The organism is Paraburkholderia sp. CI3 (assembly GCF_050436505.1).
GTDB lineage: Bacteria > Pseudomonadota > Gammaproteobacteria > Burkholderiales > Burkholderiaceae > Paraburkholderia > Paraburkholderia tuberum.
Genome location: NZ_JBNDMI010000004.1, coordinates 4,199,682 through 4,223,337, shown reverse-complemented (window position 1 = coordinate 4,223,337; position 23,656 = coordinate 4,199,682). Strand labels below are relative to the sequence as shown.

27 protein-coding genes are annotated in these 23,656 nt (G+C 64.7%); 19 read left to right on the top strand and 8 right to left on the bottom strand.

Going from position 1 to position 23,656, the window contains the following annotated elements; translation table 11 throughout:
* The first annotated feature begins 15 nt into the window (after window positions 1–15).
* The 7 genes from purD (at window position 16) to rng (ending at window position 6,608) form a co-directional block, all read left to right on the top strand.
* Window positions 16–1,299, top strand: a complete 1,284-nt coding sequence (gene purD / locus OKW29_RS40865; RefSeq protein WP_184021714.1) for a phosphoribosylamine--glycine ligase — start codon at window positions 16–18, stop codon at window positions 1,297–1,299.
* A gap of 294 nt (window positions 1,300–1,593) precedes the next feature.
* Window positions 1,594–2,517, top strand: a complete 924-nt coding sequence (gene hemF, locus OKW29_RS40860) for an oxygen-dependent coproporphyrinogen oxidase (protein WP_429294872.1) — start codon at window positions 1,594–1,596, stop codon at window positions 2,515–2,517.
* Between the two features lie 43 nt (window positions 2,518–2,560).
* Window positions 2,561–3,283: a nicotinate-nucleotide adenylyltransferase gene (locus OKW29_RS40855; protein WP_221307877.1), complete on the top strand. Its 723-nt coding sequence runs from the start codon at window positions 2,561–2,563 to the stop codon at window positions 3,281–3,283.
* Window positions 3,284–3,287: 4 nt separating this feature from the next.
* Window positions 3,288–3,737 carry a ribosome silencing factor gene (gene rsfS / locus OKW29_RS40850; protein ID WP_018419969.1) on the top strand — a complete coding sequence of 150 codons (450 nt, stop codon included), beginning with the start codon at window positions 3,288–3,290 and terminating at the stop codon, window positions 3,735–3,737.
* Window positions 3,738–3,773: 36 nt separating this feature from the next.
* Window positions 3,774–4,244, top strand: coding sequence for a 23S rRNA (pseudouridine(1915)-N(3))-methyltransferase RlmH (rlmH, locus tag OKW29_RS40845; protein WP_429294871.1), 471 nt, complete (start codon window positions 3,774–3,776; stop codon window positions 4,242–4,244).
* Window positions 4,245–4,499: 255 nt separating this feature from the next.
* Window positions 4,500–5,129 (top strand): Maf family protein, encoded by a 630-nt coding sequence (locus tag OKW29_RS40840; RefSeq protein WP_429294870.1) that lies wholly within the window; start codon window positions 4,500–4,502, stop codon window positions 5,127–5,129.
* A 9-nt stretch (window positions 5,130–5,138) separates the two neighbouring features.
* Window positions 5,139–6,608: a ribonuclease G gene (rng, locus tag OKW29_RS40835; protein WP_184072000.1), complete on the top strand. Its 1,470-nt coding sequence runs from the start codon at window positions 5,139–5,141 to the stop codon at window positions 6,606–6,608.
* 129 nt (window positions 6,609–6,737) lie between these two features.
* Here the strand turns inward: rng and OKW29_RS40830 are convergent, their stop codons facing one another.
* The gene (locus tag OKW29_RS40830) at window positions 6,738–7,154 is read right to left on the bottom strand and encodes a DUF4279 domain-containing protein (RefSeq protein ID WP_429294869.1); all 417 of its coding nucleotides are present in this window, start codon (window positions 7,152–7,154) and stop codon (window positions 6,738–6,740) included.
* Here OKW29_RS40830 and OKW29_RS40825 point away from each other — a divergent pair.
* On the top strand, window positions 7,153–7,359 hold the full coding sequence (locus OKW29_RS40825; RefSeq protein WP_429294868.1) for a hypothetical protein: 207 nt from the start codon (window positions 7,153–7,155) through the stop codon (window positions 7,357–7,359). The genes OKW29_RS40830 and OKW29_RS40825 overlap by 2 nt on opposite strands.
* Before the next feature lie 67 nt (window positions 7,360–7,426).
* Window positions 7,427–7,828, top strand: a complete 402-nt coding sequence (locus tag OKW29_RS40820) for a VOC family protein (RefSeq protein ID WP_429294867.1) — start codon at window positions 7,427–7,429, stop codon at window positions 7,826–7,828.
* A 10-nt stretch (window positions 7,829–7,838) separates the two neighbouring features.
* Here the strand turns inward: OKW29_RS40820 and OKW29_RS40815 are convergent, their stop codons facing one another.
* Window positions 7,839–8,165 carry a hypothetical protein gene (locus OKW29_RS40815; RefSeq protein WP_429294866.1) on the bottom strand — a complete coding sequence of 109 codons (327 nt, stop codon included), beginning with the start codon at window positions 8,163–8,165 and terminating at the stop codon, window positions 7,839–7,841.
* A gap of 166 nt (window positions 8,166–8,331) precedes the next feature.
* Complete coding sequence (locus OKW29_RS40810; protein WP_429294865.1) at window positions 8,332–8,832, bottom strand: GAF domain-containing protein; 501 nt, start codon at window positions 8,830–8,832, stop codon at window positions 8,332–8,334.
* Between the two features lie 267 nt (window positions 8,833–9,099).
* Here OKW29_RS40810 and OKW29_RS40805 point away from each other — a divergent pair, with 267 nt between their 5' ends.
* Both OKW29_RS40805 and OKW29_RS40800 read left to right on the top strand, forming a co-directional pair.
* On the top strand, window positions 9,100–9,609 hold the full coding sequence (locus tag OKW29_RS40805; protein WP_429294864.1) for a lysozyme: 510 nt from the start codon (window positions 9,100–9,102) through the stop codon (window positions 9,607–9,609).
* Window positions 9,606–10,046 carry a hypothetical protein gene (locus OKW29_RS40800; protein ID WP_429294863.1) on the top strand — a complete coding sequence of 147 codons (441 nt, stop codon included), beginning with the start codon at window positions 9,606–9,608 and terminating at the stop codon, window positions 10,044–10,046. The genes OKW29_RS40805 and OKW29_RS40800 overlap by 4 nt, the downstream gene beginning before the upstream one ends.
* Before the next feature lie 37 nt (window positions 10,047–10,083).
* Here the strand turns inward: OKW29_RS40800 and OKW29_RS40795 are convergent, their stop codons facing one another.
* Complete coding sequence (locus tag OKW29_RS40795) at window positions 10,084–10,509, bottom strand: TOBE domain-containing protein (protein WP_184021673.1); 426 nt, start codon at window positions 10,507–10,509, stop codon at window positions 10,084–10,086.
* 158 nt (window positions 10,510–10,667) lie between these two features.
* Here OKW29_RS40795 and OKW29_RS40790 point away from each other — a divergent pair, with 158 nt between their 5' ends.
* From OKW29_RS40790 to OKW29_RS40770, 5 genes are all read left to right on the top strand, one after another.
* Window positions 10,668–12,230, top strand: coding sequence for an SH3 domain-containing protein (locus tag OKW29_RS40790; RefSeq protein WP_429294862.1), 1,563 nt, complete (start codon window positions 10,668–10,670; stop codon window positions 12,228–12,230).
* Window positions 12,231–12,373: 143 nt separating this feature from the next.
* Window positions 12,374–12,859: a VOC family protein gene (locus OKW29_RS40785; RefSeq protein ID WP_429294861.1), complete on the top strand. Its 486-nt coding sequence runs from the start codon at window positions 12,374–12,376 to the stop codon at window positions 12,857–12,859.
* A 67-nt stretch (window positions 12,860–12,926) separates the two neighbouring features.
* Entirely contained in the window at window positions 12,927–13,403 is a 477-nt protein-coding gene (locus OKW29_RS40780) for a VOC family protein (RefSeq protein ID WP_429294860.1), read from the top strand.
* An 84-nt stretch (window positions 13,404–13,487) separates the two neighbouring features.
* The gene (locus tag OKW29_RS40775; RefSeq protein WP_429294859.1) at window positions 13,488–14,708 is read left to right on the top strand and encodes an MFS transporter; all 1,221 of its coding nucleotides are present in this window, start codon (window positions 13,488–13,490) and stop codon (window positions 14,706–14,708) included.
* A gap of 564 nt (window positions 14,709–15,272) precedes the next feature.
* Entirely contained in the window at window positions 15,273–16,130 is an 858-nt protein-coding gene (locus OKW29_RS40770) for a FecR family protein (RefSeq protein ID WP_429294858.1), read from the top strand.
* A gap of 3 nt (window positions 16,131–16,133) precedes the next feature.
* On the opposite strand, the gene OKW29_RS40765 is transcribed toward OKW29_RS40770, so the two are convergent.
* Window positions 16,134–17,066: a recombination-associated protein RdgC gene (locus OKW29_RS40765; protein ID WP_429294857.1), complete on the bottom strand. Its 933-nt coding sequence runs from the start codon at window positions 17,064–17,066 to the stop codon at window positions 16,134–16,136.
* Between the two features lie 296 nt (window positions 17,067–17,362).
* On the opposite strand from OKW29_RS40765, the gene OKW29_RS40760 reads away from it, so the two are divergent.
* Window positions 17,363–17,689, top strand: a complete 327-nt coding sequence (locus OKW29_RS40760; RefSeq protein WP_429294856.1) for a hypothetical protein — start codon at window positions 17,363–17,365, stop codon at window positions 17,687–17,689.
* A 42-nt stretch (window positions 17,690–17,731) separates the two neighbouring features.
* Here OKW29_RS40760 and OKW29_RS40755 read toward each other — a convergent pair whose 3' ends face one another.
* Window positions 17,732–18,577 carry a glycosyltransferase family 2 protein gene (locus tag OKW29_RS40755; RefSeq protein ID WP_429294855.1) on the bottom strand — a complete coding sequence of 282 codons (846 nt, stop codon included), beginning with the start codon at window positions 18,575–18,577 and terminating at the stop codon, window positions 17,732–17,734.
* Between the two features lie 290 nt (window positions 18,578–18,867).
* On the opposite strand from OKW29_RS40755, the gene OKW29_RS40750 reads away from it, so the two are divergent.
* Window positions 18,868–20,169 carry an O-antigen ligase family protein gene (locus OKW29_RS40750; RefSeq protein ID WP_429294854.1) on the top strand — a complete coding sequence of 434 codons (1,302 nt, stop codon included), beginning with the start codon at window positions 18,868–18,870 and terminating at the stop codon, window positions 20,167–20,169.
* A 45-nt stretch (window positions 20,170–20,214) separates the two neighbouring features.
* Here OKW29_RS40750 and OKW29_RS40745 read toward each other — a convergent pair whose 3' ends face one another.
* The gene (locus OKW29_RS40745) at window positions 20,215–21,321 is read right to left on the bottom strand and encodes a glycosyltransferase family 4 protein (RefSeq protein WP_429294853.1); all 1,107 of its coding nucleotides are present in this window, start codon (window positions 21,319–21,321) and stop codon (window positions 20,215–20,217) included.
* A gap of 181 nt (window positions 21,322–21,502) precedes the next feature.
* On the opposite strand from OKW29_RS40745, the gene OKW29_RS40740 reads away from it, so the two are divergent.
* Entirely contained in the window at window positions 21,503–22,519 is a 1,017-nt protein-coding gene (locus tag OKW29_RS40740) for a glycosyltransferase family 2 protein (protein WP_429294852.1), read from the top strand.
* Window positions 22,520–22,625: 106 nt separating this feature from the next.
* Here OKW29_RS40740 and OKW29_RS40735 read toward each other — a convergent pair whose 3' ends face one another.
* Window positions 22,626–23,612 (bottom strand): glycosyltransferase family 2 protein, encoded by a 987-nt coding sequence (locus OKW29_RS40735; RefSeq protein ID WP_429294851.1) that lies wholly within the window; start codon window positions 23,610–23,612, stop codon window positions 22,626–22,628.
* Between the last annotated feature and the right edge of the window lie 44 nt (window positions 23,613–23,656).

Sequence of the window (23,656 nt, the reverse complement as noted above, 5' to 3'; positions counted from 1 at the left end):
GTCTCGGGGATTCACATGAAGTTACTCGTCGTCGGTTCCGGCGGTCGCGAACATGCGCTGGCATGGAAGCTCGCGCAATCGCCGCGGGTCCAGCTCGTCTACGTCGCGCCGGGCAACGGCGGCACCGCTCAGGATGAGCGTCTGCTCAACATCGACATCACCGAGCCGGCCGCGCTCGCTGATTTCGTCGAAAAAGAACAGATCGCGTTCACGCTGGTCGGGCCGGAAGCGCCGCTCGCGGCAGGCATCGTCAACCTGTTCCGCTCGCGCGGCCTGAAGATCTTCGGGCCGACCAAAGAGGCCGCCCAGCTCGAAAGCTCGAAAGATTTCGCCAAAGCGTTCATGAAGCGCCACGGCATCCCGACGGCCGAGTACGAAACCTTCGCCGACGTCGCCGCCGCGCACGCGTATCTGGACGCCAAGGGCGCGCCGATCGTGATCAAGGCCGACGGCCTCGCCGCCGGCAAGGGCGTGGTGGTCGCGCAAACGCTGGAAGAAGCGCACGCCGCGGTCGACATGATGCTGTCGGACAACAAGCTCGGCGACGCCGGCGCGCGCGTCGTGATCGAGGAGTTCCTTGCCGGCGAGGAAGCGAGCTTCATCGTGATGGTGGACGGCAAGCACGTGCTCGCGCTCGCGTCGAGCCAGGATCACAAGCGTCTGCTCGACGGCGACCAGGGCCCGAATACGGGCGGCATGGGCGCCTACTCGCCCGCGCCGATCGTCACGCCGCAGCTGCATGCGCGCGTGATGCGCGAAATCATCCTGCCGACCGTGCGCGGCATGGAGAAGGAAGGTATCCGCTACACCGGCTTCCTGTACGCGGGCCTGATGATCGACGCGCAAGGCAACCCGAAGACGCTCGAATTCAACTGCCGGATGGGCGACCCCGAAACGCAGCCGATCATGGCGCGTCTGAAAGGCGACTATTCGAAGGTGGTGGAACACGCGATCGCCGGCACGCTCGACACCGTCGAGCTCGAATGGGACCGCCGCACCGCGCTCGGTGTCGTGCTCGCCGCGCACAACTACCCGGACACGCCGAGGAAGGGCGACCGCATCAACGGCATTCCCGCCGAAACCGCGGATTCAGTCACGTTCCACGCCGGCACCACGCTGACGGACGGCAAGCTGACCACCTCGGGCGGGCGCGTGCTGTGCGTCGTCGGTCTCGCGGATTCGGTGCGCACCGCGCAGGCGGCCGCGTACCACACGATCAACCAGATCGCGTTCGACGGCATGCAATACCGCCGAGACATCGGCTATCGCGCGCTCAACCGCAAGCACGACGGCAAGTAAGCTTCGCTAGCGCTGGACGCCGTGCGGGCGGCGCACTGCCGGTGCCACAGGCGCCGCAGTGCGGGCACGTTACACGACGCGCGCTACACTGAATCTTTCCCGCTCGTCGCGGCAGACGGGCCCGGAGCCCGCGAATCGACTGAAGCGGCAAGCCGCCTCTCATGTTCGCCTCCGGCAACCAAGCACAATCCGAACCAGCGGTCCGAGTTCGCAGACACCCGGCGCCAACGCGGCCATCGCTTTCTTTCGAAGAACCCGCGGCACGACGAGCGTGCCGCCCAAGCACCTGCATTCATGAGCAATTCGAGCTACGACGCACAAGCCGTGCGCAGCTGGCTGCAAGGCCTGCAATCGCATCTCGCGGACACGCTCGGCGCCTTCGACGGCACCGCGTTCGCTACCGACGCGTGGCAGCGCGCGCCCGGCGAGAAGCTGCGCGGCGGCGGCGTCACGCGGATTCTCGAAGGCGGCCAGTTCTTCGAGCGCGCCGGCATCGGCTTCTCGGACGTCGCGGGCGACGCGCTGCCGGGCTCGGCAAGCGCCGCGCGGCCGCAACTGGCCGGGCGCGGCTTCGAGGCGATGGGCGTGTCGCTCGTGCTGCATCCGCACAATCCGCACTGCCCGACCGTGCACATGAACGTGCGCCTGCTGATCGCGACGAGGGAAGGCGAAGAACCGGTGTTCTGGTTCGGCGGCGGCATGGACCTGACGCCCTACTACGGCTACGAAGAGGACGCGCGGCAGTTCCATCAGGTGTGCCGCGACGCGCTCGCGCCGTATGGCGCGGATCTGTACCCGCGCTTCAAGCGCTGGTGCGACGAGTACTTCTTCCTGAAGCACCGCAACGAGCCGCGCGGCATTGGCGGGATTTTCTTCGACGATTTCTCGGCGCCGGGCTTCGAGCAATCGTTCGCGATGCTCAAAAGCGTCGGCGAAGGCTTTCTCAAGGCGTACCTGCCGATCATCGAGCGGCGCCGCGACACGCCGTACGGCGAAGCCGAGCGCGCGTTCCAGGCCTACCGGCGCGGCCGCTACGTCGAGTTCAATCTGGTCTTCGACCGTGGCACACTGTTTGGGCTGCAGAGCGGCGGACGCACCGAATCGATCCTGATGTCGATGCCGCCCGTGGCGAACTGGCGCTACGACTGGCACCCCGAGCCGGGCACGCCGGAAGCGCGTTTGTACAGCGATTTCCTCGTGCCGCGCGAGTGGGTATGACGCGCCACCTGTCTCGCTTACGGTCACGACAAAGGACCCTCACCTGAAGCCGAACGCTCACCCTGTCGCCCTGCCTCGCCGGATCGGTCTGCTGGGCGGCACATTCGATCCGATCCACGACGGCCACCTCGCGCTGGCGCGGCGGTTCGCCGACGTGCTGCGGCTGACCGAACTGGTGCTGCTGCCGGCCGGCCAGCCGTGGCAGAAAGCCGATGTGTCGCCCGCCGAACATCGGCTCGCGATGACGCGCGCGGCGGCCGCGTCGCTCGCGATCCCCGGCGTGACGGTACGCGTCGCGACCGACGAAATCGAGCACGATGGCGCGACCTACACGGTCGAGACGCTGCAATGCTGGCGCGAGCGCGAAGGCGACGACGCATCGATCACGCTGCTGATCGGCGCGGATCAACTGGTGCATCTCGACACATGGCGCGACTGGCGGCGCCTGTTCGAGCTCGCGCATATCGGCGCGGCCACGCGGCCCGGCTTCGACCTCGCGTCGGTCGCCCCCGCAGTCGCCAAGGAAATCGCCGCGCGCCGTGCGCGCGCCGACGTGCTGCAGGCCACACCCTGCGGCCATCTGCTGATCGACACGACGCTCGCGTTCAACGTATCGGCCACCGACATTCGCGCGCATCTGCGCGAGCAGGTCAACCAGCGGCTCGCCCACGCGGGTGCGGGCGGCACAAGCCAGGATCGGGCCGCGAGTCACGTCCCCGCCGCGGTGTGGGACTATATTCTTCAACATCATCTGTACCACCGGTAACTCCATGGATATTCGCAAACTGCAACGCGTAATCGTCGACGCTCTCGAAGACGTCAAGGCGCAAGACATCAAAGTGTTCAACACCAGCCACCTGACCTCGCTGTTCGATCGCGTGATCGTCGCGAGCGGCACGTCGAACCGGCAAACCAAGGCGCTCGCGTCGAGCGTGCGCGAAGGCGTGAAGGAAGCCGGCGGCGAGATCATCAGCACCGAGGGCGAGGATATCGGCGAATGGGTGCTGGTCGATTGCGGCGACGCGATCGTGCACATCCTGCAGCCGGCGCTGCGCCAGTACTACAACCTCGAGGAAATCTGGGGCGACAAGCCGGTGCGCATCAAGCTGTCGACGCCGAATCCGTTCGGCGGCGCGCGCGCAAGCGAGCCCGACGACGAGGAAGACGAGGAAGCGCCGGCCGCGAAGCCCGCGCGCAAGACCACGGCGCGCCGCAAGTAAGCGGGCCGTGTCGGGCACAGCGCTACTGTCCTCGCGATGAAACTGCACATCCTCGCCGTCGGCCACAAGATGCCGGACTGGATCGCGACCGGCTTCGACGAATACGCGAAACGCATGCCGCCCGAGTTGCGCATCGAACTGCGCGAGATCAAACCGGAGCAGCGCTCGTCGGGCCGTTCGGCCGAAAGCGTGATGGCTGCCGAACGGCAGAAGATCGAAGCCGCGTTGCCGAAGAACGCACGCATCGTCGCGCTCGACGAACGCGGCAAGGACTGGACCACGATGCAGCTCGCGGGCGCGTTGCCGGGCTGGCAGCAAGACGGCCGCGACGTGGCCTTTCTGATCGGCGGCGCGGACGGGCTCGATCCCGAGCTGAAGGCACACGCCGATATGATGCTGCGCGTGTCGAGCCTCACGCTGCCGCACGCGATGGTGCGCGTGCTGCTGGCCGAACAGCTTTATCGCGCGTGGACCATCACGCAAAATCATCCGTATCATCGCGCGTAGGTGCTGGAGCCTCGCGCGGCGACGCCTGGCAACGATTCGTTGCTGCTGACGCGTCGCGGGTGCTCGGCTCCATACGCTTGAGCGCATTGCCGCCGCTTCATGCGATGATGCGCCCGACGCGCTGTGCATCGATGCCGCTAGTGGATGCAGCGCATCGATCGGATCACCGGGTCAACCTCGCCCCGCTCACTCTTCCACGCCCACCCGCGCTCACCACCCCGCGCCATCCGTTTCCCGCTCCATCGAGACCCGTTCATGCCCACGCCCTCCGCTTCGCTGCATCCGTTCGTCTACCTCGCCTCGCAAAGTCCGCGCCGCCAGGAGCTGCTGCAACAGCTCGGCGTGCGTTTCGAATTGCTGCTGCCGCGCCCCGATGAAGACGCCGAAGCGCTCGAAGCCGAACGGCCCGGCGAACACGCGCGCGACTACGTGCAGCGCGTGTGCATCGCGAAGGCGCAGGCGGCCCGCGCGCGGCTCCTCGACGGCGGTCACGAGGTGCGGCCGATACTCGTCGCCGACACCACCGTCACGATCGACGACGCGATTCTCGGCAAGCCCATCGATGCCGACGATGCGGTCGCGATGCTCACACGTCTCGCGGGCCGCACGCACGAAGTGCTGACCGCGCTCGCCGTGATCGATGCCAACGGCTCGCTGCTGCCCGCGGCGTTGTCGGTCTCGAAGGTGCGTTTTGCTGCAGTGCACGCAGACGCGTTGCGTCGCTACGCGGCGAGCGGTGAGCCGCTCGGCAAGGCGGGGGCGTATGGCGTGCAGGGACGCGCGGCGGAGTTTATCGAGCATATAGACGGGTCCTATTCGGGTATTATGGGTTTGCCGCTTTTTGAAACCGCTGCCCTCCTGCGTGCAGCGCGCATCGACTTCTAGAACAACACCATGAATGAAGAAATCCTGATCAATGTCACGCCGCAGGAAACGCGCGTCGCGCTCGTTCAACAGGGCGCCGTCCAGGAACTTCATGTCGAACGAACGCTGTCGCGCGGCCGCGTCGGCAATGTCTATCTCGGCAAGGTCGTGCGCGTGCTGCCCGGCATGCAATCGGCGTTCATCGACATCGGCCTCGAACGCGCCGCGTTTCTTCATGTCGCCGACATCTGGCATCCGCGCATCGCCGGCGAAGCGCAACATCAAACACCGCATCAGCCGATCGAAAAGATCGTCTTCGAAGGTCAGACGCTGATGGTGCAGGTCGTCAAGGACCCGATCGGCACCAAGGGCGCGCGGCTGTCCACGCAAGTGAGCATCGCCGGGCGCACGCTCGTGTATCTGCCGCAGGAGCCGCACATCGGCATCTCGCAGAAAATCGAAAGCGAAGCCGAGCGCGAGGCCGTGCGTGCGCGTCTGACCGCCGTGCTGCCCGCCGACGAGAAAGGCGGCTACATCGTGCGCACGATCGCCGAGGATGCGACGAGCGAAGAGCTCGCGGCCGACGTCGCGTATCTGCGCAAGACGTGGGCGACGATTCTGTCGCAGGCCCAGCGCATGCCGCCCACCAGCCTGCTCTACCAGGATCTGAATCTCGCGCAGCGCGTGCTGCGCGATTTCGTCAACGATGACACATCGCGCATCCAGGTCGATTCGCGCGAGACGCATCAGATGCTCGCCGATTTCGCGACCGAGTTCACACCGGCGGTATCGTCGAAGCTGCACCACTACACCGGCGAGCGGCCGCTGTTCGATCTGTACAACATCGAGGCCGAGATTCAGCGCGCGCTATCGCGTCGCGTGGATCTGAAGTCGGGCGGCTACCTCGTGATCGACCAGACCGAGGCGATGACGACGATCGATGTGAACACCGGCGGCTACGTCGGCGCGCGCAACTTCGACGACACGATCTTCAAGACCAACCTCGAAGCCGCGCATACCATCGCGCGGCAACTGCGGCTAAGGAATCTTGGCGGCGTGATCATCATCGATTTCATCGATATGGAAAACGTCGAGCATCGCGACCAGGTGCTAGGCGAATTGAAGAAGGCGTTGTCGCGCGATCGCACGCGGGTGACCGTCAATGGCTTCTCGCAACTCGGGCTCGTCGAGATGACGCGCAAGCGTACGCGTGAGTCGCTCGCGCATGTGCTGTGCGAGCCTTGCCCGATTTGCCAGGGCAAAGGGCAAGTGAAGACTGCGCGCACGGTCTGCTATGACGTGTTGCGGGAGATTTTGCGCGAGTCGCGGCAGTTCAATCCGCGCGAGTTTCGCGTGGTCGCTTCGCAGCAGGTGATCGATCTGTTTCTCGAGGAAGAGTCGCAGCATCTGGCAATGCTGATCGATTTCATCGGCAAGCCGGTGTCGTTGCAGGTGGAGTCGAATTTGAGTCAGGAGCAGTACGACATTGTTTTAATGTGAGGTGATTGACGTTTATTCACGTTCATCGAAAGCCGCTCAAACCCTTTACTGGCGAGTCGCCGCGAGCGTGGAACGGTGCGGATGGCGCTTCGAGTTCGATTGCCACTAGCCCCTCCATTCGTGCCTGCTCTAGCGATACTCGTCAATCTCTACCGTGCCGCCCATTGCTTCCATCATGATGCGAATGTCTGTTGGCACGTCAGACACCCGGTCCCCGCTCGCGTTGTACCAGTAGCAGAAGAAGCGCACTTTCGCATTCTTGTCTGCCAGCAATCGCTGGAAATCGTCCCTTGAAAGATTCAAGTGGCTAACGAGATAACGAAGATGCGGCTCCAGCAAGTCGCTACGGACAACCTCTTTACTTCGCACACTCCACACTCCGGTGCGCCGCGTCAAGACTCGCCCCTGTCCCGTTGGATCGACTACCGGATCACCCTTCGCAATCGCCACGTCGGGCACAACGGCAAAATATTTTCTCCAAAACCCAGGCACCACATATTCGCCCGAGATTGAAAAAGTCGCGTGTGCAAGTTGATGAACACTCATGTCGATTCTGCGCTCAATCGTTATGTATGTTATCGATGATCTGCCGTTTGAATTCCACGTCGCCGTTAGGCAGGTAACCAGCAAATATCAGGTTGCGCTTGACATTCGACGGTTCGTTCACGAAAACCGACCGGAGGACGAACGCTATCTGATGACCCTTGAACTGAGCGGCCCGCCGCTTATGGAAGAAGACCTTGGCGATTGAGTCGGAAATGCCTGTTGGAGCGAGTTGCGCGTATAAACTCAGTGCAGCTTCAATAGGGAGACATCCAATGCAGCTTCTTGATCACGTGTCGATCGGCGTTCCCGACATCGAGGCAGGACGACGTTTCTACGACGCCATCATGACGGCTCTCGGCGCGAGCAAAGTCTTCGACCGTCCCACCGCGTTAGGCTACGGCGAGCGTTGCACGACCGACGACATCTCATCGACCTATCTGGCCGTGTATCTCGATCCAAATGAAATAGGAGAAAACAAACGTCACTGGTGCTTCAAAGCGCCGTCCCGTGAGCATGTCGATGCATTCTTCAAAGCGGGACTCTCGACTGGTGGCAAATCCGACGGCCAGCCCGGCTTGCGGCCTTACTATCACCGCGACTACTACGCGGCATTTCTGATCGACCCGGCCGGCAATCGCGTCGAGGCCGTATGTCATGCCCCTACTAACCCCTAACCCTAAGCCGCTACCTCACACCCCGCAGCTCCAACACGGCCTGCGCCCTGTCGTGCAGATCGCCGCCAGCCAACGACGCATCCGGCGACCTGACCCACGCGGCGATCCTCAACGTCGCGCCGCCATCCGCCGGATAATCCGCAACCGACACCACCGGTGCAAGCGTGGAACCGCTCAGCACGCGCGGCTCGTCGGCCACGAGTTTCTGCAGTTGCCCGATCGCCGCATCCACGTCCTTGCGCTGCGCGAGTTCCACCTCGACCTCGATGCGCTGTGTGCCGCCACAGTTGTCGTTGATCACCGGATTGCTCCAGATCTGGCTGTTCGGCACGAACACGATGTTGCCGTCGCCGCATCGAAATCGGACCCGCACTACGAAGTGACAAGCGAGAAAAGCGCCAGACACGCGGTGCATCGCGGTGATGCGCTAGAGCGTCTCAAAGATTGAGATGCACGGTCTGCACCTCAGTGCTGCGCGCCACGCCCGGCGCGATTCGGCAACGCTACACGCCGCGCGGCAGCGCTGCCTCGATGAACACCGCGCACAACGCTTCCATGCCCTTCGCGTCCTGCTCGTCGAAGCGCGCGACGACCGGGCTATCGACATCCCACACGCCGATCAGCGTGCCGTCGGGCGCGACGAGCGGCACGACGATTTCCGATTGCGACGCCGAATCGCATGCGATATGGCCGGGAAACTCGTGCACGTCGCGCACAACCTGGGTCTGACGGGTTTGCGCGGCCGTACCGCAGACGCCCTTGCCGAGCGCAATGCGCACGCACGCGGGCTTGCCCTGGAAAGGGCCGACCACCAGTTCGCGGCCGTCGTGAAAGTAAAAGCCGGCCCAGTTCAGATCGCTCAACGAATGAAAGACGAACGACGAGAAATTCGCGGCGTTGGCGATCCAGTCCGTTTCGCCGGCCAGCAGTGCGCGCGCCTGCGCGACCAGTTCTTCATATTGCGCGGCTTTGGGCAGATGCGAGGTGGAGGAAACTTCGAACATGACGGCGTCCGTGATCAGAGCGGGATGGAAAGCGGTAAGGGGTGAAGTGTAAAGCAAGCGCAATCCCCGCGCGCGGGTGTCGAACGCTGTGACACGCGCCGCGCGTCTACGCTCGCCGTCCCCCTCGGTTCTCGACTATCCCTTCCTAGTTTCTATCTTAATATAATCAATATTCATTTCGCATTAGTTTAAATCGAACGTGTCTCTGTCGACTCTATTTTTGCTATATTACCCACTCCATTCGATTCGTTTTTTTAAGATATTTCGATGCCAAACGCAAATTCAGATAAATCCATGAGTGAAGCAGGCTATACCGCCCTTCGTCTAAATGAAGGTGTCGTTATGCACTACTACAACGATGCGCCAAAGAATGGTAATTGCACCTGGGGCATCGGCACATTAGCCCACTTCGGTCCGTGTACGGCGGAAGAACTAGCGCGAACGGTTGTTCCCGAACAGGCAAACGCTATCCTGCAAAATCGGATTCGTGACGCTGAGGCAGCAGTTAAAGCTGTGGTCACGCAGCACGAATTGACTCAGGCACAGTTCAATGCTGCCGTGTCTTTTGCTTATAACTCGTCACGTCAGAACACACGCGACGCGTTAGGTCCCGCAAATACCGGAGACATGCTAGCGGTAGCAGAAAAAATGATGCTTAATGTGATGATTACCCCGCGTGATCGCAATGGCCGAAAGATAGGTCCCGCGAAGATAAGCCGGGGACTAATGAGCCGCCGTCAACAAGAATCCGCGCCCTTCCGGCAGTCGGCACAATGACAGGCCACAAGCTTTTTTCGTATGTGGCTCTCACGCTGACCACCTCGGCAAGCGTGTGCGCGGCACAAACACCACCACACGCTACGATTAATGATTTCATCGGCAATTGGGTCGTGACCGATGTAGTTGACTATGCCGATATTTCTGGTGGCATCCCCGAAGCAAAACGGATTCTCGGCATGACGATGACAATTACGCCGCAATCCATGAGCTTCGACAGTGAAACCTGCAAGCCCAACACAGGTTTTACCGTCAAACGAATTGACACGCTTTCGGCGTTGAAGAAACAGTTCGACCTTCGCGTGAATGAAACCGGGTTGCCCGCTACAACCGTTGTCGTAGATAGCGACAATTGTTTTGCGATCTTCCGGATGGACGCTCACAGGATTGTTTTTGGATGGGACGGGATCATCGTTCGCGCCATCCGCGATCAGTGAGAACTCGTTGAGTACCCGTCCCAGAGGCCCGGGCCTTTTACTGATCGACCCCAATAATCACGCTCGACGCCTTGAAAACCGCCGTCGCCGCCTTGCCGCTCGCGAGGCCGAGGCGCTCGACGCTGTCGTTCGTGATGATCGCCGCGATCTGCGCGCTGCCGGCACTGATCGTCACTTCCGAATTGACGGCGCCCGTCGTCACCGCCGCGACGGTCCCTTCGATGCAGTTGCGCGCCGACACCTGCTGCCTTGCGACATCGACCATTACGATCACCGACGATGCCTTCACGAGCGCAAACGCCTGCTTGCCGGTCGCCAGCCCGAGCGACTTCGCGCTGCCGTGCGTGATGATCGCGACGACCTCGAGACCGTCCGGCGTGCGCAGCGTGACTTCGTCGTTGACGGCACCGTGCTTGAGGTCGGTGACTTCGCCGCTGAACTGATTGCGTGCGCTGGTTTTCATGGCGGACTCCCTGGCGATTGTCGCGCGTGGCGACGCGCGGGTGGACGGATGAAGCGAGTGTAATCGAAGCCGCGCGCGCCCCCGCCCAACATCCGATGCGCCGTGCGCATCGCCGACACCGTATCATCTTGGCCGTGCACCTCATACGCCGAATCTTTATGCCCGTCGCCGTTCTCTCCCGCCGTGCCTGCCGCGCCGTCGTGCTGTGCGTCGCCGTCACGACGCTCGCCGCGTGCAGCACGCCAACGCCGCCGCGCGGCACGCACGCGTTCGTCGACAACGTCACGCTGTTTTCGCTCGCCCATTACGACCAGAACGTCGATCACTGGCTCGATCCGAACAGCCCCGACTACGATCGGCCGTTTCTCAGCGCCGCCGAGCAGCGCGCACATTTCGACGCGCTGTTCGCGCGCTACTTCGGCACGGGCGAGAACGCGCCGTCGCCGTGGAATCCCGCCTGGGTGACGACACGCGTGTTTCGCGAGCAGGGCGAGGACATTGCCGCACTGCAACAGCGCCGCATCGACAGGTTCGACAACACCGGCAAGCGTGGCAGCATCATCGGTTACGGCGAAAACTTCCGGCCGCACGACAAGGCGTGGATCGACGCGATCGCGCGCAACATCAACCTCGCGCAGTTCACGCAAACGCCGGTCTATCAGCCCGAGCGGCGCGCGATCGCGACCGGCAACCTGATGGTGCGCGAGTTGCCTACCACCGATCCGTCGTTCTACGACCATCGCCTGGCCGGCGAGGGTTATCCGTTCGACAACCTGCAGATCTCGGCGGTGCGGCCCGGCACGCCGCTCTACGTGCTCGGTAGCAGCGTCGACGGCGCGTGGCATTACGTGCAGACGCCCGACGTGCAGGGCTGGGTGCGCAGCGACGGCGTCGCGTTCGCCGACGATGGTTTCATCGATCAATGGCGCGCGGCGGCCGGGAAGTCGCTAGGCGCGGTGATCGTCGCGTCGGCGGCGGTCAACGACAGCCACGGCGTGTTCCGCTTCGCTGCCCCGGCCGGGACGATGCTGCCGCTGGTGGCGGGTGCCTCGGCATCGCCAGCCGCGACCAGCACCAATGCAGGCACACTCCAACTCCTCGTTCCCGCGCGCGACGTCGACGGCCGCGCGCTGATCCGCACCGCGTCGCTCGACGCCACGCAGATCACGCCGATGCCGCTCGCCGCGACGCCGCGCCATCTCGCGATGCTGTTGAAGGCGCTGATCGGCCGGCCGTACGGCTGGGGCAATAGCGGGCTCTATAACGACTGTTCGTCGGAACTGCAAAGCATCTTCGCCGCGTTCGGCGTGTGGCTGCCGCGCCATTCGTCGACGCAGATGAGCGCCGGCCGCATGGTCGATCTGTCGGAGTCGACACCCGCCGAACGGCTCGACTATCTGGCGCGGCATGGCGTGCCGCTGCGCACGCTGATCTACATCGGCGGCCACGTGATGCTGTACCTCGGCAACACGACGCGCAACGGCGCCACGGTCCCCGTCGTCTATCAGGACGTGTGGGGCCTGCGCCCGGCCGACAACAGCCGGCGCGCGGTCATTGGCGGCTCGGTGATCCTGCCGCTCGACGAGCGCATCCCCGAGGACGCGACGCTGCAGTCGCTCGCCGCGACGCCCACGTTCCAGATCAGCATCCTCGGCGCGCCGGCGGGCAGCACGGCGCCGTCGTCCGCGCCGCCGGCGGACGAGGACAATCCGGCGGGATAAATGGCGGGCCGCCCTCCCCCGCGCCCGAAAATATTTTTTTCGGAGTGTCGATCCCACGGTGACCAACTCGTCGTAACGTTGAAGACCCAGCTCACGCAGCCGGTCTTTCCACTGAGGAACCGTTACTTCAAGGAGTCACCGTCATGTCCAGCGCCGCAGCCAAACCGATCCCGGACGGGATGCACTCGCTCACGCCGTACCTGATCTGCAAGAACGCCGCCGAAGCGATCGCGTTCTACACGAAAGCCTTCAATGCCGTCGAACAGATCCGTCTGCCGGGTCCCGACGGCAAGGTGATGCACGCGACCCTGAAAATCGGGGACTCCATGCTGATGCTGACCGACGAATGGCCCGAGCACCAGACCTTCGGCCCGAACACGCTGAAGGGCACGCCGGTCACGATTCACCACTACGTACCAGACGTCGACGCGAGTTTCAAACAGGCGGTCGACGCGGGCGCGACCGTCACGATGCCCGTCACCGACATGTTCTGGGGCGACCGCTACGGCCAGGTCAAGGACCCGTTCGGCCACAACTGGTCGCTCGCGACGCACAAGCGCGACCTGAGCGCCGAGGAAATCCAGCAGGCGATGGCCGCGATGGAGTGTTCGTCCCAAGAGAAGAAGTGAGCGGCCGATGGGCGTCGGACAATCGCACGCCCACGCCCACCGACACCAGTCCCGAAGGAGCAACGTCATGCAGAAAATCGCGCCGTGCCTGTGGTTCGACGGCAACGCGGAAAAAGCCGTGGAGTTCTACACGTCGGTGTTTTCGGCGTCGCGCATCGCCACCACGCTGCACGCCACGGACGCCGGCCCAGGACCGGCGGGCAAGGTCGTCGCCGTCACCTTCGAAATCGAAGGCCAGGAGTTCATGGCGCTGAACGGTGGCCCGCAATACAAATTCACGCCGGCCATCTCGCTGCTCGTGCACTGCGACTCGCAGGAGGAAATCGATCGCTACTGGTCGAAGCTGCTCGACGGCGGCGGCGAGCCGTGGGCCTGCGGCTGGCTGCGGGACCGCTTCGGCGTGTCGTGGCAGATCGCGCCCAACGTGCTGCTGCAGATGCTGCGCGACCCGGATCGCGCAAAGGCAAGCCGCGTGATGGCGCAGATGATGAAGATGGTCAAGCTCGATATCGCGCCGCTCGAACAGGCGTATCGCGGCGAATAGGACGGCGGCCAGCGGGCGCCCCGCCTCGCCCGCGCGATCTTTTGATAGGATCGGTCTCGACCCCAACACGGCGAGACAACCACGGTGCGCGTCAACCATCAGGCCTTCTTCTGCTCGCTGTTCATCGCGCGTCTCGCCGATCAGATCCTGCTCTTCCTGGTGCCGCTCGTGGTGTTTCAAACGACGCGCCAGGTCTCGTGGTCGGGGCTCGCGTTTTTCATCGAAACGCTGCCGCGCTACCTCGTGTTCCCGTTCTTCGGCGCGCTCTGCGACCGCTTTCCACCGCTGCGCCTGATGCGGCTGAGCCAGGCGGTGCGTGCGCTCGCATGCTTCGGCGGTATCGCCGCGTATGCGCTGTTCGGCGGCATCGGCTGGCTGATCGCGCTGTCGGCCGCGTGCGGCGTGCTGACGAGCCAAGGGCTCGTCGCGCGCGAGGTGATGCTGCCGCAGATCTTCAGCACGCAGCAGATCCAGAAGGTGCTCGCGTATTCGCAACTGGCCGATCAGCTCGGCTTCGTGCTTGGGCCGATGCTCGCCGCGTTGCTGCTCGGTGTGTGGCATTGGGAATGGGTGGTCGCCGCGACCGGTGTGCTGTTTCTGTGCGCCGACGCCGCACTGTTCGTCTGGCAGCGACTGAGCGGCTTTCGCGCGCCTTCGCCTGTGTCCGCTCGATCGCTCACGCCCGCCGCCCACTGGACCACGCCGCTGCGCATCGCGCTCGATCACGTGTGGACGCTGCCGGGCCTGAAGAAGGTCGTCATGCTCGCGGCCGCGGAGAACCTCGTCATCGGTGTCACGCTTGCGACGTCGGCGGCGATGGTGACGGGTTTGCATGCGCAATCGAGCCGCTACTACGCCGGTCTGCAAACGGCCGGCGCGCTCGCCACGGTGCTGGTGCTGCTGACGGTTGCGCGCGCCGGATGGCCGGCGCGCGTGCTCGGTCTCGTCGCATTCGTGACGATCTGCGCGGGCGGCGTGATCGCAGGCGCGAGCGCGTCGCCGTGGGGCTATGCGCTCGGCTTCCTGCTGATCGTCGGCTTCGACAAGATGTTCAACGTCTACATCCGCAGCGCGCGTTTGCAGATCATCCCGCCCGAGGACTACGGCAAGACCATCGGCGTCGCGATTCTGCTGAACAACCTGACGCAGCCGCTCGCCGGCCTGCTCGTCGGCGTGGTCTCGGCGCGCACCCAAACCGGCCCACTGATCGTCGCGCTGTCGCTGACGATGGGCGGCATCGGCGCGGCGGTATCGATCGGCTCGGCGCTGCTGCGCCGCAGGCGCGCGTGGGCGCTCGAAGACTAACGGCGCCTCGACGCGCGACGACACGCTCGAAGTTACCCACAGTTTTTGTTGGCAAATCTGTGCATAACTTCCCGGAAAAATCCGCAAGCCTTTGATACGCCTGTCGTTTTTTCGTCTGCATCGAAGGTGCGGCAGCGCACGGAGTTTTACCGGGGTTCATGAGTGGCCTGCTGTGCGCAGACCGTCGTCAGCGCCGCGCGCATGCGAAGAGTTTCATCAGATTTACACGCTCGTCAGCTAAACCCGGCACGCTGTAATTCGTGACAAAAATGCCACGTTCTATTGCAGCGCAATTAGTCGCATTTCTGCTTAAGAATTCACGAAAAGAAACGATCCACACATAGCCTAAATTTTTTGTATCGATGACAATGGGTCTGCATGCTCTCACGCAACCGGGGCCCACGCTTCCCTTGGAATAAGGTATTCAGTCAATTCGATGTGAACTCGATCCGAATATCCGCCGCAAATCATTATTAGCAGATATAAATCGTTAAATCCTGATCTGCTAAATTCAATTTAAATCACATTTGTCAAATGCGTCCGGAGTACCGCATCTTTAACCAAATGCTTCGGCGAGCGCAGCAATTACGGCGCGAAACCGGCGCCGTGCCCGCGGACGTCGGCCCCGCGCTACGCGAAGACGCGGATGCTGCCGGCGTGTCGCAGGGACGGCGGCGCGCGCTGAAAACGCTCTCGGGGCTTGCGATCGCCGCGCCCGCGGGCTGGCTCGCGAGCCGCTTGCCGTGGCAGATGTGGACCGCCGAATTCCACACCGCGACTGGCGAACTGGACGACGTGCTGCTGGCGGACGGCACTCAGATCACGCTGGGCAGCGCGAGCGCGATCAACGCCGCGTTCGAGGCGAACGTTCGGCGCGTCGATCTGCTCGGAGGGGAAATCATGGTGCGGCCCGTGAGCGATGTTGGCGGCGCACCGGGCGCCCGAACGACTCATGCGCCTTTGCTCGTGCAGACGGCCGAAGGCGTCGTCGAAGCGCGCGGCGCGCAGTTCAGCGTGAGGCAAGGGGATGGTTTCACACGCGTGGCCGCGTTTCGCGGCGACGCGTTGGTGAGGCCGGCATCGGGCGCGGCGCTGGTGCTGACGCAAGGCCAACGGTGCACGCTGACACGCTTCGGCGTCGCGGCGCCGCAAGCGCTCGACCCGCGCGAGGCGATGTGGACGCGTGGCCTGCTCTACGCGAACAACATGCGTATCGCGGATCTCGTCGACGAACTCGCGCGCCATCACGCCGGCGTATTGCGCTATGCCGACGACGTCGCCGATCTGCGCGTGTCGGGCATCTATCAGCTCACCGATACCGACGCGACGCTCGCGCTGCTGCAGCGGACCTACCCGATCCGCTTGCGCTCGATCACGCCTTACTGGACCCTCGTCGAAGCGCTCGACAGCGCGGGAATCTGACGCTCAGGCCGCGACGGCCTGCGGCAACGCGAGCCCTTGCTCGCCCTGCTCGCCGCCCAGCGCATCGAGCAGATCGCGCAGCATGCGGTCGAGCTCGGCCGTCATCAGCGCGACGTCGGAATCGAAGCGCTCGTCGTCGTTCTGCGCGGTCGGGTCGCTCGCTTCCTTGAGCACGTCGAGCGGCGCGACGCGCTTGATCGTCAGCGACGGCGTCAGCACGAACGACACGCGATCGTTCCACGTCATCGCAAGCCGCATGCATTGTTTGCCCGCCTCGATGTGGCGGCGCATGTCTTCGGCGTCCAGCGCATGGCCGACATAGCGCACCGTCGCGTTGCCCTCGGCGGGCGAACGCAGCTCGGTGTCCTGATCGAGCGTGAAACCCGCCGGCGCGTTGCCGTCGAGCAGCCAGCCGGTCATCGCCGCGACCGGCGACTGCGCGACGCGCACCGTCATCAGCGGCAACTGGTCGATCGACTTCACGAGCAGACCGCGCACATCGTCGGCGAGCGCCTGCGACGCCGCGTCGATCACGAGCCAGCCATTCGTGCAATCGATCCACACGCGCGTATCGCGGCGGATGCTGAACGCGCGCGGCCGCAGTTCGTCGGTGACCTGCTCCTTCAGGTCGCGCATCTGCTTGCGGCCCGGCTTGAAGCCCTGCTGCTCCTCGAGCTCGGCCGCGCGCTCGCGCGTGACCTGGGTGACGACCGACGCGGGCAGCAGTTTCTTCTCGGCACGGAACGTCAGCAGCATCTGACCGTTCATTGCATAGACCAGCGAGTCACCGTCGCGCGGGGGCGCCCAGCCTTGGGCCTGCATCTCGATGCTCTGGCCGGGCGCGAACGCGTACGGCGCGAGCCACTTCTGCATCTGTTCAGGGTTAACGGACCACGGCGCGGGCAGACGGTGCAGCTGAAGGTTTTTGAACCACATGAGCGAAGTCGGATTTAGGCAAAGCGCAACATTTTATCCGAGGAGAACCAGCTGGGGCGTTCTGGCGGACGCGATCCTGCAGACCGCCTAATTTCAAAAATTAAACGAAAATCTCTCCAACTGCGGCCCAATTATCAAAACGTCGCCGATCTCAGCAGAATGCGCTTCATCAACCCACTTCCCAGGAGCGCCTCCATAGTCGAAGCCGTCATGGTTTGGCCGTAGCCGGCCGCCCGCGCGTTTTGGCGGCAAATCACCTAGACTTTTGGACAGGACAGACCCAGACGGAGGCGGTCATGGCCGACCAAACCGCAAGCTGGCAGACGGTGCAATACGAGGGCTTCGAGATACACGTGTCACCTGTCGCGAAGGATCCGCCCGACCCGGCGCATGCCGCCGATGCGGCCGCGAAAAACAGCCGCTACACGTATCTAGGCTACGTCTGCCATCCGGGCGCCAACCCCCAGCTTCCCGGCCAAGCGGTGCCGTTTCACGCGGACGGCGAGGAGAGCTTCGCGAGCCTCGACGACGCGCTCTACGAAGCGGTGCACGTGGGACGCAGCATCGTCGACGGCACGCATCCGGATCTGACGGTGCTGCCGCTCGTAACGCGCGGCGTTTGACACACGGAGCGCGTCAAGCAGCCGTTTTCGGCTCGACGCCCGTCAGCCCAACGCGCGCTTGATGCGCGACTTCAGCAGTGCACGGCGCAGCCGGCCGGTGCGCTCGGGCTCGCTGACCGCGAGCGTGCCGTCGATGGCGGTGCCGCGGCGCAGGTAATAGCGGTCGAAGGTCGCCTGTGTCATCCCCCACTTGTTGAGGAACTGGCGACGCCCGTCGTTCTTCACGATCTTGCCGGTGCTCTTCTGCTGGAAGTGATAGACGAGACTGTCGCCGACGCCGACGAACACGCGGCAGCCCGCGTCCCACAGCTTCATCGAGAAATCGTTGTCGCTGCTCATGCCGGGGCTCAGTTCGCTGCTGTAGCCGCCCACCTTGATCCACCAGTCCCGATGCACGAGCGTCGGCGGCCACGTCGCGCCGCGCCAGTCGGCGCGCACGAGACCGGCCGCGGCGGCGACCAGTTCGTCGGCGCGAAACGCCTGCGTGTCGCGGCCGAAGTCGCGCACGACCACGCATGGATTGCCCGAATCGACCGGCTCGATCATCGTGCCCGACAACATGAACAGGTTGTCGGCCGGCATCTGCGCGAGACGCTTGACAAGCGCGTCGTCCCAGCCGGGGCAGCAGTACATGTCGTCATTCATGTAGACGATGTAGTCCTGCGTCGCGCGCGCCGCCGCGATATTGACCGCATGGCAGATGCCGATATTGCCGGGCGACGCCGTGTGCTCGATGCCCTCGTCGCGCACCCACGCGAGCGTGCCGTCCGAACCGTCGTTCACATGCACGATGAGCTGGTGCGGATGCGTCGAATGACGGCGCAGGCTTCTGATCACGAGGCGCAGATAAGGCAGGTTGTTCCAGGTCGGGATGATGATTGAGAACATCGAGTCGGTCCGTTGAGCTGGGCGCGGGGCGCGGCATGCGCCGCGCCCCGGCCATGAATGTCGCGCGATTGTACCGCCCCCGCCTGCTCGCACGACAGACGCCGCCCGCGCCCGCCCCACCCGCATGCCGCGGACCAGCGGAACCTTGCCGCGTGCGGCAGCAAGCATTTCGCAAGGAAGCGCATGGTTATAATCCGGATCGCTCTACCGTCTTGATAAACTCAAATGGTCCGGCACCCCCTGCAATTTCACCACCGGAACGGTAGTGTTTTCATCGATAACGTAGACCTATGATTTTTGCTTCCAGTCTGGTCTGGCTCACGTCGGCTCTGCTGTTTCTCGCGCCCGCGGTCAATCTGATGTGGCGCGGCGGCACCGGCTACTGCTTTTTCGCGCTCGTCGCGCTCGCGCTCGGCGCGGCCATCGTCAACCGGCGCATGCCGGGCTATTTCTCCGCGTTGCGGACCTACCGCTGGTTCACGATCGGCATGCTCGCGTTCGTCGTCGGGATCGGCGCGCAGCAGTTGGTGCTCGGCTACTGGCTGCCACGCGAGTTCGACAATGCGTCGCGTTTCGTGCTCGCGCTTCTGGTGTTCCTGCTGCTGCGGCAATTGCCGTCGCGCAATCTGCGCATGATCGGCTGGGGCTGCGCGGCCGGCGCGCTCGCGGTCGGCGCATGGGCGTTCATCGATCAGCCGCCCGGCGGCTGGACCGACGCGAACCGCCTGAACAACTCGTACACGAACGCGATTCCGTTCGGCGATACCGCGCTGCTGCTCGGGTTCCTGTCGGTGTTCACGCTTGGCTGGGACAATCCGCGCGACTGGCGCGTGCTGGTGCCACGCGTGCTCGCGCTGGTGTCGGGCGGCTATGCATCGTTTCTGTCGGGCTCGCGCGGCGGCTGGGTCGCCGTGCCGGTGTTCGTCGTGCTGCTCGGCATGCAGTACCACTGGTTCACGCACAAGAAGCGCCTGCTGATCGCGACGCTCGTCATCGTGATTGGGGCGGGCGGTCTGTTGTCGACCGAACGGGTTCAGAAGCGCTTTGCCGAGGTGCCGAACGACGTGTCGATGATGCGCAAGGGCGAGGACGACACGGCCACCGGCCTGCGCCTGCAACTGTGGAACGCTTCGCGGATGATGTTCGAGCGGCATCCGGTGTGGGGCGTCGGCAAAGGCCATCTGGTCGACGAGCTCGGCGTGATGGCGAAGCGCGGCGAAGTGAAGGCCGAGATCGTCAACGAGCGCGCGCATAGCGACTTTTTCTCGACGCTCGCCGAGATGGGCGCGGTCGGCGTGATCTGCCTGTTGCTGTTCTACTACGGGATCACGGTGTATTTCTGGCGACACCGGCATGCGACCGATCTGGCGATTCGCGCCGCGTCGTACTCGGGTCTCGCGGTCGCGGCGAGCACGGTGATCTTCGGGCTCACTATCGACGTGCTGGTGCCGATGATGGTGGCGGTGCTGCTCGCCTCGCTGGTGGCGACGCTGCTGGCGGTGATCGATGCACGCAAGCGCGAGTTGCGAAGCGAAGCGCGGACCACGCCGGCGCCAGCCGCGGTCGTGCGCGAGACGCAGCCGCGCGATTGATTTTGATTTGACGAGAAGCGGCAACCCGAGCGCGGAGCGCCGCCCTCATCCCCGCGTGAACACCTCGTAAAGCGCCGCGACGTGCGCGTCGACGCTCGGGTCGTACACGAGGCTGTCGCGCGGCGTCGCGATGCGCGCGGCGCCGCTCTTCACGCGCTCGACCGCCTGGCCGATCGCGCGCTCGAAACTGCCCGCGGTCTGCCGCGAGAACTCGATCTTCGCGGCACCGGTCACGGTCTCCGCCGAGCCGACGTTGTCGGCGATCACGAGCGGCGTGCCGCACATCACCGACTCCACGCCGACGAGCCCGAACGGCTCGTACGCCGACGCGACGACCGTGAAATCGGCGGCCGCGAACAGTTTTTCGATCTCCTTGCTGTAACCCGCGTAACGAATTGTCTCGCCGGTTTTCGGCACCGGGCGTCCCGCGACGACGAGGCAGACCGGCAGCGTCGTGCGCGAGAAAAACGCTTCGAGCAGTGGATAGCCCTTGCGCTCGTGACTCGTCGACGAGAACACGAACATCACGCGATCGTCGGGCACGCCGAGCTGGCGGCGCACGGCCGCGCGCGCGGCGGGGTCGAGCGGCCGGAAGCGTGCGGTATCGACGGGCGGATAGAGCACGTCGATCCGCGCGGCCGGCACGTCATAAAAACGCTGCAACTCGCGGCTCATCAATTGCGAATGCGCGACGATCGAGCGCGCCCGCGTGTAGACGCGCCGCTCGAGCTCGATCTGCCATTCGTCGCTGCGGCGCGGCGCGCGGCCCGCGGCTTCGAGCGAACCCGGATGCGTGCCGCCGCACAACGCGACGTCGGCATGCGTCGAGTGATTGATCGAGAACACGCACGCCGGACGATGCCGCTTCAACCGCTGCTTCAGACGCCAGTCGAACGCGAGGTTGCGCAGCTTGCGCGGCGCCCAGCGTACGTCGAGCGGCTGCGCATCGATCCACGCGGCCTCGGGCAGCGCGCGGTCGATCTCGCGCGCGTACAGCGTCGGGCGCAAACCCATGCGATGCAGGCCGGCGATCACGTCGCGCGTGTAACGCTCGGCGCCACCGCTGTTCTTCAGCGCCTGGGCGGTCAGCGCGATGTCGGTGAGGGGGCGGCGGTTCGGGTCGAGGGCTGCGTCGCGGGTTGGCTCTGACAAGGATCGGTCTCGGTGAGGCGCACGCGCGGGCGAGGCCGTGGGTGCGCAGTTTCGGGGCAGCGGCAATTGTAAAGGATGGCTTTCGCCGGCTTCGGCTCGGAGTGCCCGGGTTTGCCGCGTGCGTCGCGCGGCGCGACCGTCAGCGGCTAGAATCTAGGCCAATCGCCTTCGTCCCGACTCCATGACCGATAGCCCGCCGTCCGCCGCAACCGCCGACACCACCCGCCCGCTCGTCTCGATGCTGGTGATCGCCTACAACCAGGCAGAGCAGATCGGCGACGCCGTGCGCAGCGCGCTCGCGCAAACCTACGAGCCGCTCGAAATCATCGTCTCCGACGACGCGTCCAGCGACGCCACCTACGCCGCGATCGAAGCGGCGCTCGCCGGCTACGCGGGCCCGCATCGCGTGGTCGCACGGCGCAATACCGTGAACCAGGGCATCAGCGCGCACCTGTCGCAACTCGCGCAGCTCGCGCACGGCGAACTGCTGTTCGTCGCCGCCGGCGACGACATGTCGGCGCCCGAGCGCTGCGAGCGCGTCGTCGACTGCTGGCTCGCGCATGGGCGCCGCCCCGACCTGATCGCCACCGATCTCGCCGACATGGACGAAGCGGGTCACGTGCACGAGCGCGTGAGCCCGACCGAGCTCGATCGCTATCGCAGCTTCGACGACTGGCTCGTCGAGCGTCCATGGCTGATCGGCGCGGCACATACGTGGTCGCGACGCCTGATCGAGCGCTTCGGGCCGATGCTGCCGGGCGCCGCGGCCGAGGATCAGATCATGGTGCTGCGCGCGATCCTGTCGGGCGGCGCGATCAGTCTGCACGAGCCGCTGGTGCGCTATCGGCGCGGCGGACTTTCGCGCAAGCGCCGCTACCAGTCGGTCGACGAGCTGATCGCGCGGATGCGGCAAAGCAATCGCTACGGACTCGCGGAGCTCGCGCAACTGCAGCGCGACGCTCAGATCGCCGGCGTCGGTGAACGCATGCGCGCGGCGATGGCGCCGAAGCTCGCGCGCGAGCAGTTCATCCATGCGATGTTCGAAGCGGGCAGCCTCGGCGAACGCCTCGGGCTGGTGACGCGCAGCGCCGGCGTGAAGCTCGGGCTGCGGATTCGGATGTTCCTGTATGCGAGTTGCCCGATGGTCTACGCGCCGGGCATCTGGATCAAGCGGGTCGTGCGGGGCAGAAAGGCCTGAAGACGACGATAGGATCTCGCGGTGCCTGGCGACGCCACATCGGTCACGAAAGTCCGCGCGACGCACCCCGCCGCCGCAAGCGTCGCGCGAGACTCGGCCTTCGCACCTAGACGCCGAAGCTCAGCACGCTCGCGCGCAAGCGCCGCAGCATCTTCACCGAGCGCACGAAGGTCTCGCCGGTGTGGCTGATCATCACGAACTCGAATGCGCCGCGCCAGCTCGCGACACCGCGCGAAAACGCATACATGTCGTGACGCGCATCGACGGGCAGCTCGGCGCCGAAGCGTCGCACGAACACCCGCACCTGATCCGCGATGGCTTCGATCTGCCGCTGCCGGCTCGCGCCGCGCCGCCGTGCCGCCTCGGCGCCGCATTCGTCGCGCGCCGCGCCGCGCTCATTGGTCGCGCTTGCGCCGACGGCATTGCCGTCATGCTGCCGATACTTCAGATGCGGCGCCGCGACGTGGCGAATCTCGCCGAACGACGCGACCACCATCGCGAGCCACCAGTCGTGCATCACGATGCCGGGCGGGAACGGCAGCGCGCGTTCGAGCGTCGCGCGATTGACGAGCATCGCGCAGCCGGGCACATGGTTGCTCAGCAAAAAATCGCGCAGTCGCGTCGCGCAGCGCGACTTCGCGGTGATATCGAACAGCGAGCGTGACATACAGCACAGCGTCGAGTCGACGAGCTCGATGTCGCAGAACGCGAGCGCCGGCGTCGCGGCGGCGTCGCCCGCGCTTTCCACGCGGCGCAGCTCGCGCATCAGATCGGTGACCTTCTCGGGCGCCCAGACGTCGTCCTGGTCGGCGAGCGCGATGTAGTCGCCGCGGCAGCCGGCGAGCGCGCGCTCGAAATTGCCAACGATGCCGGCCCGCGTGCCATCGCCGACGAGCCGCACCGGCACGCGTCCCGTATGGGACGCGAGCAGTTCGCGGGTGCCGTCGCAGGAGGCGTCGTCGGATACCACGACTTCGAGATGGGGCCAGCTCTGCGCTTCGAGCGAAGCCAGCAGCTCGGGCAGATAAGTGCGGCCGTTGTACGTCGCGAGCGCGATGGAGACGAGCGGCTTGCTCGGATCGTTGTGAGACATGGGCAGTCGATTTCCGCGAGGCGGACCGTGATTGGCCGCCAGCA

Bases quoted from the DNA above. Each gene is read 5' to 3' on its own strand.
- purD (WP_184021714.1), top strand. From the start codon at position 16: ATGAAGTTACTCGTCGTCGGTTCCGGCGGTCGCGAACATGCGCTGGCA.
- hemF (WP_429294872.1), top strand. From the start codon at position 1,594: ATGAGCAATTCGAGCTACGACGCACAAGCCGTGCGCAGCTGGCTGCAA.
- rsfS (WP_018419969.1), top strand. From the start codon at position 3,288: ATGGATATTCGCAAACTGCAACGCGTAATCGTCGACGCTCTCGAAGAC.
- rlmH (WP_429294871.1), top strand. From the start codon at position 3,774: ATGAAACTGCACATCCTCGCCGTCGGCCACAAGATGCCGGACTGGATC.
- OKW29_RS40840 (WP_429294870.1), top strand. From the start codon at position 4,500: ATGCCCACGCCCTCCGCTTCGCTGCATCCGTTCGTCTACCTCGCCTCG.
- rng (WP_184072000.1), top strand. From the start codon at position 5,139: ATGAATGAAGAAATCCTGATCAATGTCACGCCGCAGGAAACGCGCGTC.
- OKW29_RS40825 (WP_429294868.1), top strand. From the start codon at position 7,153: ATGTCGATTCTGCGCTCAATCGTTATGTATGTTATCGATGATCTGCCG.
- OKW29_RS40830 (WP_429294869.1), bottom strand. From the start codon at position 7,154: ATGAGTGTTCATCAACTTGCACACGCGACTTTTTCAATCTCGGGCGAA.
- OKW29_RS40820 (WP_429294867.1), top strand. From the start codon at position 7,427: ATGCAGCTTCTTGATCACGTGTCGATCGGCGTTCCCGACATCGAGGCA.
- OKW29_RS40810 (WP_429294865.1), bottom strand. From the start codon at position 8,832: ATGTTCGAAGTTTCCTCCACCTCGCATCTGCCCAAAGCCGCGCAATAT.
- OKW29_RS40805 (WP_429294864.1), top strand. From the start codon at position 9,100: ATGCCAAACGCAAATTCAGATAAATCCATGAGTGAAGCAGGCTATACC.
- OKW29_RS40800 (WP_429294863.1), top strand. From the start codon at position 9,606: ATGACAGGCCACAAGCTTTTTTCGTATGTGGCTCTCACGCTGACCACC.
- OKW29_RS40795 (WP_184021673.1), bottom strand. From the start codon at position 10,509: ATGAAAACCAGCGCACGCAATCAGTTCAGCGGCGAAGTCACCGACCTC.
- OKW29_RS40790 (WP_429294862.1), top strand. From the start codon at position 10,668: ATGCCCGTCGCCGTTCTCTCCCGCCGTGCCTGCCGCGCCGTCGTGCTG.
- OKW29_RS40785 (WP_429294861.1), top strand. From the start codon at position 12,374: ATGTCCAGCGCCGCAGCCAAACCGATCCCGGACGGGATGCACTCGCTC.
- OKW29_RS40780 (WP_429294860.1), top strand. From the start codon at position 12,927: ATGCAGAAAATCGCGCCGTGCCTGTGGTTCGACGGCAACGCGGAAAAA.
- OKW29_RS40770 (WP_429294858.1), top strand. From the start codon at position 15,273: ATGCTTCGGCGAGCGCAGCAATTACGGCGCGAAACCGGCGCCGTGCCC.
- OKW29_RS40765 (WP_429294857.1), bottom strand. From the start codon at position 17,066: ATGTGGTTCAAAAACCTTCAGCTGCACCGTCTGCCCGCGCCGTGGTCC.
- OKW29_RS40760 (WP_429294856.1), top strand. From the start codon at position 17,363: ATGGCCGACCAAACCGCAAGCTGGCAGACGGTGCAATACGAGGGCTTC.
- OKW29_RS40755 (WP_429294855.1), bottom strand. From the start codon at position 18,577: ATGTTCTCAATCATCATCCCGACCTGGAACAACCTGCCTTATCTGCGC.
- OKW29_RS40750 (WP_429294854.1), top strand. From the start codon at position 18,868: ATGATTTTTGCTTCCAGTCTGGTCTGGCTCACGTCGGCTCTGCTGTTT.
- OKW29_RS40740 (WP_429294852.1), top strand. From the start codon at position 21,503: ATGACCGATAGCCCGCCGTCCGCCGCAACCGCCGACACCACCCGCCCG.
- OKW29_RS40735 (WP_429294851.1), bottom strand. From the start codon at position 23,612: ATGTCTCACAACGATCCGAGCAAGCCGCTCGTCTCCATCGCGCTCGCG.